Genomic DNA, 7,209 nt, shown 5'->3' on the forward strand with positions numbered 1-7,209 from the left:
CGTGGGCCACCACTGCGCACGGCCCGTCTGCCTCCGGTACGGAATTCCTGCGACCACGCGGGCGTCGTTCTATCTGTACTCCACCCCCGGTGAGGTCGACGCCTTGGTCGAGGGTCTGGAGCACATCCGGAACTTCTTCGGCAGGCGGGAACGGCTCGTCCGCACCGCGTCGGCGAGCTGACGGGTGGGCGGGCTCGTGAGACTCCACCCGACGTACCAGGACGTCATCCTGGACCACTACATGCACCCGCACGGCCGGGGCCTGCGTGATGGGGCGGCCGAGGTGCACCACACCAACCCCACCTGCGGTGACGAGATCATCCTGCGAGTGCGCTACGAGGGCCGGCGCATCGCTGACGTCTCGTACGAGGGCCAGGGCTGCTCCATCAGCCGGGCCAGCGCCTCGGTGCTCAACAAGCTGCTGGTCGGCAAGGAGATCGACGAGGCCCGCAGGATCCAGGAGACCTTCCTGGAGCTGATGCAGTCCAAGGGCCGCATCGAGCCGGACGACGCGATGGAGGAGGTGCTGGAGGACGCGGTCGCGTTCGCCGGCGTCTCCAAGTACCCGGCACGCGTCAAGTGCGCCCTGCTGAGCTGGATGGCGTGGAAGGACGCAACTGCCCAGGCACTGGGCAAGAGCGCGGCGGCATCGGTCGGATCGCCGAAGCGACCCGATGCCGTGGTGACACAACGACAGGGAGGACCGGTCGTGAGCAACAGCAACAGCAACACGATCACGAACCATGATGCGCAGGACTCCGGCGTGGGAGTCGTGGGAGCCGACGGAAGCGGCCCCTCGGTCACCGTCGCACCACAGGCGACTCTCAGCGCGGAGGCCGTGACCGAGGCCTTGCGAAAGGTCACCGACCCGGAGCTGGGAATCGACATCGTCAATCTGGGCCTGGTGTACCGCATGGACATCGACGACAACGATCTCGTCACGCTCGACATGACACTCACCAGCGTCACCTGCCCGCTGGCCAACCAGATCGAGGGCATCATTCGCTCCGCTGTCGACGGCGTCGTCACCGACCTGCTGATCAACTGGGTCTGGTCCCCGCCGTGGGGGGCGGAAAAGATCACCCCTGAGGGGCGCAAGCAGTTGCTCGCACTCGGCTTCAAGGTGTGAGCCGGCCTCCTCTCCTCCACGCCCCACGTCAGTGAGAGGACGGATCAGCGTGGCTGCCAGCAGTACCCCCTCCACACCGTCAGGCGCGCCTCACGAGCACGAGATGCAACAGCACTACGGCACCCGCCCCCAGGCGGAACGCTTCTACCGCGAACAGATGCTGGATCATCTCAACTCCCGGATGCGGGAGTTCATCACCCGGCAGGAGATGCTCTTCGTCGCCACAGCCGACCGATTCGGCGAGTGTGACGCCACCTTCCGGGCCGGCCCTCCTGGGTTCGTACTGGTCATGGGCGAACACCACCTCGCCTGGCCCGAGTACCGGGGCAACGGGGTCATGGCGAGTCTGGCCAACATGGGGACGAACCCGCACGCCGGGCTGCTGTTCATCGACTTCACCGAAAGCCTGATCGGGTTGCACGTCAACGGCAGGACACGGATCCTGACGGACGAGGCGATGCGGCAGGACTTCGCCTCGGTACCCGAGGCGGCGGTGCCTGGACAACTGCCCCAGCAGTGGGTGTTGCTCGACGTCGAAGAGGCGTACATCCATTGTGCCAAGCACATTCCCAGGCTCCGCCGCGTTCCCCGCGAGCGGATGTGGGGCACCGACGACACGCGCCGCAAGGGCGGGGACTTCTTCGGGGTCAAGACCGAGCGGAACCTGTCCGGTCAATGACGCCGGGGCACCGCCGACCGTAACAGAGTCTTGAGGGGACGGGGCAGGCCACGCGGCGGCATGCCCCGTTCCGCTCTCGGCCACCCATCACAAGGCCGGGCGACTCGCGCGAGCCCCACGCCTGGCCAGTGCACACGTGTCATGTGGACCACAGGCTGTGGACCACAGGCTGTGGTCCACAGGCGTCGTATATGACGTGGCCCTGTGACATGTGAACGGGGCCCGGCCGCGTGGATCTCCCCGCGTCCCAGGGTGCCTCCGGCCTTCGCCTCACTGGCGTTCCCCGTCGAGGCAGCCTCAAGACCTCTTCCCACAGGAGCACCCGAGCGTCGACGCCCCCTGCGCGGTCGCCTCCTGGGCGGTCACCCCAAGCCCGGCGAGCTCGGCCGGCTCGCAGACGGAAGCCGCGCCCTCACCCCCTGCTTCCACGCCCACTCGCCGCGCAGCTCGGCCACCGGCACGGCGAGTCCCTCGAACGCAGGCGAGCAGTTCGTCGCGGGCACTGATCACAGACAGCACCACTGCGAATGCCAGGCCAGAGAGCTGTCACATCACCACGAAGATCAATGCCGAATGCGGCACTACGACCAGAAAGGGGCGGCCTTGGCGAACCTTTCCTCCCCGAGACGGCACCGCACCCCCAATCATCATTTGCGCTCCCTGTTGACGGAGGCCGACTGGACGCAGGAATCCTTGGCACGGGCGGTGAACATACTGGCGAAGGAGACAGGGTGGCGTAGGACGTACGATCGCACCACGGTCGCGCACTGGCTGAGAGGCTCCAGACCTCGGCCGCCGACGGAACATTTGATCGCGGAGGTCTTCAGTCGCCGCCTGGGTCGCATCATCACGCCGGAGCAAGCAGGGCTCGCTTCGACAACGTATCCCGGACTCCAGGCCGGAAACCCGGGATTCCCGCCTCGGCGCGACCTCTACGACGGCGCCCCACTGAGTGGTGGAGCCGATCACAGGACCGCGATCCCCGGGTCGCGGCAGGTTCAGCTGCCCGCGGGGGCGGTTCCGCCGGCGCACCGGGACCCGGCACGGCCCGCGCCCGCGCCCGCGCCCGCGCCCGCCGGAACGATCGCCGGGAGCCGGGCACCGTTACGCAGCGGGCGCGATGCCCTGCGTCACACGGCGGGAAATCACCGCCCTCACGAGCCGGAGATGACAGATGAGCCCCCGGGGCAGTACAGGCTCCAGAGTATGTCCGACCGGATGGAGACGGTGAGCGGCCCCAAGCGCCCTGAAGTGGCCGTGCTCGAATCAGCAGCGCAGTTCTACCGCGTCTCCTACGATGCCCACGGTGGAGAGTCGTCGCGGGGAATGCTCTCGGACTTCCTGGCCGGGACCGCGCTGGGCTGGATGGCTTCCGCCCGCCATGAAACGGTCCGGCGCGAGCTGGCAGGCTCTTGCAGCAAGCTGATGTTCTTGCTGGCTCAGATGTGCGCGGACGCCGGATCCCACGAGGCTGCGCAGCGGCACTTCACCACCGCGGCCCAACTCGCCGAAGCGGCGGGCGACAAGGTGTTGCAAGCCGTGGTGCTGCGTGCCACGGGCACCTTCGCCTTCTCACAAGGGCGCCACCGCTCGGCGATGGACTATTTGCGGGCCGGGGCGGCCGCTGTGGCTGGTCGCGACGATGCCCGGGCGGTCCGGGCTTATCTCCAGGCACAACTGGCTGTGGTCCATGCGGCGGACAAGGAACCCGCGGCAGCACTTCAGGCACTCCTGACCGCCGAGCGGCTGGCCGACTCCCCTCCGGCAGGCGACCCGCTGGAGCACTACCCCCCGGCCGCCCTGGCCTACCAGGCAGCCCAGGTCCACACGCTATTGGGCGAGCACGCCAGAGCGGAAGACACCTTGAAACACTCCCTGACGTTGCGTCCGCCACAGGAGCGCCGGGCCATCGCCCTGACGCTGGCCCAGCGAGCCGGCCTCCTGGCGACTGTGGGGCGGCTGGACGAAGCATGCCATGTGTGCCATCAACTCCTGGACGAGTACCCCCAACTCCATTCGAAGACCGTGGACCGTGCACTTCGAGATCTGTTGCCACGCCTCCGGCCGCATGCGGGTCTGACGACCGTGCGGCACGTGCTGGAGCGGGTCGAGCACTCTCAGCAGGCGCAACATGAGCAGTGACGGTCCGCGCGTAGGGGATGGGTGCCCGTAAGGCACACGTCACGGAACGCCAGGGGCCGACCAGGCACACCGCCACAGTGCCGGCGCCGTGGACGCCGGCCGTCATCCGGACAGGTCCCGACGAGCGGAGAGCGGCCGGTATGCGACGGCACCGTTGGCCGCCGCCTCCGTTCCGGCCAGCCGCGATCTCGCGAAGAGAGTTTGAGGACGCCGCAGTTGATTGGGCTGTGTGCTTCCGCCTGGTCTCCACTCGGGCAGAGGACCACCGATTGCGTGCATCGCGGCTCGGCTGGATGGGCTCGGCATTCGACGACACCGACAAGGCTTTCGGTAACTGGTTCGCCTCGCCGGGACCACCAAGGTGCCCGCTTCGGCCATCCGGTACTGGGAGAGCCACGGAACTCCTGCTGCCCGCACCCGAGCGCGAAAGCGGGCAGCGGAGCTACCCGCTCGAGGCCGCCGCGCGGATCACGGTACTGCGCCCGTGCCAGCAGGCCGGGCTGAGCCTGGCCGAGATCAGGGAGTTCCAGCGGGAGCAGCCTCGCCGGGAGGCCGTGATCCGCGCCAAGATCACCGAGATCCGGCAGCGCATGGTCGAACTCGGCCACGCTCATCAGCTCAGGGCCCGCGCCCTGCGATGCGGCGAAGAGGACTTCGTCAGGTGCCCGAAGTTCCGGCAGCACATGAGACGTGGCAGACACCGGGTCCGGCGCTGTGAACTGCGCATGGCGGCGTCGCCGGGTGCGGGGGTAACGGCTGGTCGGCCTCTCACGTTGCTGTCACCAACACCGTCGACGCACCTGGACCACGACGGTCCCACCTGCGTGATCGGCAGCGATATGGACCACGTAGACGCCGAGAGACGGTTCCGCCTACTTGTGCCAGGTGGTGCCGAGTACGGGGCCGACGACCGGGACAGGCCCGTCCTCGGAGGCCGTCAGTCCGGTGCGCGAGGGCCTGCTGGTTCTGCTTCTCGCTCACGCGCGCCAGCTCTCCGACATGCGCGCCGCACCCGAAGTGCAGGGCTGCCTGGACGCCGTCACTCTTGGCGGTCAGCGCCGTCCAGACAGCCATCCGGGGGGCGGCATCAGTAGACGCTCCGGACGGACAGGCACATCAGCTCGCCTGCGACGCGAAGGCTGCGTACGCCCCTTCGTCGAAGAGGACGAAGCGGACCTCCTCCACCGACGTTTCCGTCTCTCGCACCGTCTCGATCGCGCTGTAGTAGGAGGCCAGCAGAGCCGGGTCGGCCGGATCATCCCGCCACACCGGGCCCACCCGGGTACCAAATACTGCCAATCGCGACAAGTCTCCGCGTCGTCTTCCTAAATCGAGTTGGGGCCCCGGCCGGCTTTACGTCTCCCTCTCTTGGGCCCTCCGCGCACACCCTGGCCCCGAACTGTGTAGTCCCACCACATAGGTCTCCGACCTGCTGCTTCCTACCGTATGGCGACGCAATGACGCCCTCCTCCCCCACCCGGAAGCGGTGACCATGACCACCCCTGCCACACACCCACCAACTCTCAGCTCGCTCCCCAAGATCGTCGTCGCGAGTCTCATCGGGACCACCATCGAGTGGTACGACTTCTTCCTCTACGGTTCCGCCGCCGCGCTCGTCTTCAACAAGCTCTTCTTTCCCGGGTCCGATCCGCTCGTCGGGACGCTGCTTGCCTTTCTCACCTACGCCGTCGGCTTCGTTGCGCGGCCCGTCGGGGCGTTGGTGTTCGGGCATTTCGGGGACCGGCTGGGGCGGAAGCGGTTGCTTGTGGTGAGTCTGGTGATGATGGGGGGTGCTACGTGTGCCATCGGGGTGTTGCCCACCCATGCTGCCGTCGGGTCACCGGCGCCCGTGTTGCTGACTCTGCTCCGGCTCGTGCAGGGGTTTGCGTTGGGCGGGGAGTGGGGTGGGGCCGTGTTGCTGGTGTCCGAGCACGGGGATGCCGAGCGGCGGGGGTTCTGGGCGGCTTGGCCTCAGACCGGGGCTCCTGCCGGGCAATTGCTCGCCACCGGGGTGTTGTCCGCGCTGACGGCACTGTTGTCCGATGCAGCGTTTTTGTCGTGGGGCTGGCGGGTGCCGTTCTTGTTGTCGGGGCTGCTGGTGATCGTGGGGCTGTGGATCCGGCTGTCGGTCGACGAATCGCCGGTCTTCAAGGCCGCCCTCGCGCGGGCTTCGACGGGTGAGCCGGAGAAGCCGCCGCTCGTGGCCGTGCTGCGGGACCACTGGCGCGATGTCCTGGTCGCCATGGGTGCCCGTATGGCGGAGAACATCAGCTACTACGTCATCACCGCCTTCATCCTCGTCTACGCCACCGAGCACACCCAGCTCTCCAAGCAGATCGCCCTCGACGCCGTGCTCATCGGCTCCGCCGTGCACTTCGTGGCCATTCCGGCCTGGGGCGCCCTCTCGGACCGGATCGGGCGGCGGCCCGTGTATCTGATCGGAGCCGCGGGCGTGGGGCTCTGGGCGTTTCCGTTCTTCGCCCTCGTGGACTCCGGCAGTTTCGGCGGGCTCGTCACCGCCGTCACCGTAGGTCTGGTGCTTCACGGTGGGATGTACGCCCCCCAGGCGGCCTTCTTCTCGGAGATGTTCGCGACACGGATGCGGTATTCGGGTGCCTCGATCGGCGCGCAGTTCTCTTCCGTGGCTGCTGGTGCGCCGGCCCCGCTGATCGCCACCGCGCTCCTCGCGGAGTACGACAGCGGCACACCGGTCGCCCTGTACGTGATTGCCGCCGTCGTACTCACCCTGATCGCCGTCGGGCTTGCGCCGGAGACACGCCACCGTGACCTCGACGATCCGACGGCGGTGGGGCCGGGGCCGGGGAGGGGGCCGCGAGACGGTGGAGCCGCAGCGCCAGCTGGATCTCCAGGGACCGGGCAGGGGTCTGCCAGTCCGGACCCAGCAGGCGGCCGACACGGTCCAGACGCTGGGCGACAGTGTTGACGTGCACGTGCAGGGCGTCCTTCGTGCGAGCCGGGCTCATGCCTGCGGCGAAGTACGCGTCCAGTGTGGGTACGAGCGCGGTGCCGCGTCGTGTGTCGTAGTCGACTACGGGCCCAATGGTGCGGGTCACGAACCGCCCGATGCGGTCCCCTCCCCCGCCCTCGTCGCCCTCCCCGGCGAGCAGCAGTCCAACGAAGCCGAAGTCGTCGGCCGCCGCGCCTTCTCCGTCCCGGCCGAGCACGTGCAGCACGTCGAGGCAGCGCCTTGCCTCGGCGTACGCGCCGGCTACGGCTGCGGGGTCGGCCGCCGGAGCGG

General features: G+C 68.3%; 6 protein-coding genes and 4 pseudogenes. 8 read left to right on the forward strand and 2 right to left on the reverse strand.

Translation table 11 applies throughout. The features are described 5' to 3' along the window. The 6 genes and pseudogenes from V7793_RS30110 to V7793_RS30135 form a co-directional block, all read left to right on the forward strand. Positions 1–181 (forward strand): aminotransferase class V-fold PLP-dependent enzyme (locus V7793_RS30110; protein WP_336012399.1); only part of this gene is annotated, 181 nt, incomplete at its 5' end. Between the two features lie 15 nt (positions 182–196). Beyond that, positions 197–646: pseudogene (gene sufU, locus V7793_RS30115) on the forward strand (Fe-S cluster assembly sulfur transfer protein SufU); the annotation flags it as partial. Between the two features lie 126 nt (positions 647–772). After that, the gene (locus V7793_RS30120; protein WP_336012407.1) at positions 773–1,129 is read left to right on the forward strand and encodes a metal-sulfur cluster assembly factor; all 357 of its coding nucleotides are present in this window, start codon (positions 773–775) and stop codon (positions 1,127–1,129) included. A gap of 49 nt (positions 1,130–1,178) precedes the next feature. Next, positions 1,179–1,808, forward strand: a complete 630-nt coding sequence (locus V7793_RS30125; protein WP_336012402.1) for a pyridoxamine 5'-phosphate oxidase family protein — start codon at positions 1,179–1,181, stop codon at positions 1,806–1,808. 1,206 nt (positions 1,809–3,014) lie between these two features. Continuing rightward, positions 3,015–3,950 carry a hypothetical protein gene (locus tag V7793_RS30130; protein WP_336012404.1) on the forward strand — a complete coding sequence of 312 codons (936 nt, stop codon included), beginning with the start codon at positions 3,015–3,017 and terminating at the stop codon, positions 3,948–3,950. A 293-nt stretch (positions 3,951–4,243) separates the two neighbouring features. Next, on the forward strand, positions 4,244–5,044 hold the full coding sequence (locus tag V7793_RS30135; RefSeq protein ID WP_336012411.1) for a MerR family DNA-binding protein: 801 nt from the start codon (positions 4,244–4,246) through the stop codon (positions 5,042–5,044). Positions 5,045–5,066: 22 nt separating this feature from the next. On the opposite strand, the pseudogene V7793_RS30140 reads toward V7793_RS30135, so the two are convergent. Then, positions 5,067–5,201 (reverse strand): annotated as a pseudogene (locus tag V7793_RS30140) (O-acetyl-ADP-ribose deacetylase); the annotation flags it as partial. A 241-nt stretch (positions 5,202–5,442) separates the two neighbouring features. On the opposite strand from V7793_RS30140, the pseudogene V7793_RS30145 reads away from it, so the two are divergent. Next, positions 5,443–6,843: pseudogene (locus V7793_RS30145) on the forward strand (MFS transporter); the annotation flags it as partial. Between the two features lie 10 nt (positions 6,844–6,853). Here the strand turns inward: V7793_RS30145 and V7793_RS38285 are convergent. Further along, a pseudogene (locus V7793_RS38285) lies at positions 6,854–6,934 on the reverse strand (helix-turn-helix domain-containing protein); the annotation flags it as partial. Between V7793_RS38285 and V7793_RS38290 the strand changes: the two are divergent. Beyond that, on the forward strand, positions 6,896–7,209 hold a 314-nt coding region (locus V7793_RS38290), incomplete at its 3' end, for a hypothetical protein (RefSeq protein ID WP_443058024.1). The pseudogene V7793_RS38285 and the gene V7793_RS38290 overlap by 39 nt on opposite strands.

This window comes from Streptomyces sp. KLMMK, from assembly GCF_036961605.1.
GTDB classification, from domain to species: Bacteria; Actinomycetota; Actinomycetes; order Streptomycetales; family Streptomycetaceae; genus Streptomyces; species Streptomyces telluris.

Excerpts from the sequence above, each read along its gene's own strand:
- V7793_RS30130 (WP_336012404.1), top strand. The coding sequence starts at position 3,015 with ATGTCCGACCGGATGGAGACGGTGAGCGGCCCCAAGCGCCCTGAAGTG.
- V7793_RS30135 (WP_336012411.1), top strand. The coding sequence starts at position 4,244 with ATGGGCTCGGCATTCGACGACACCGACAAGGCTTTCGGTAACTGGTTC.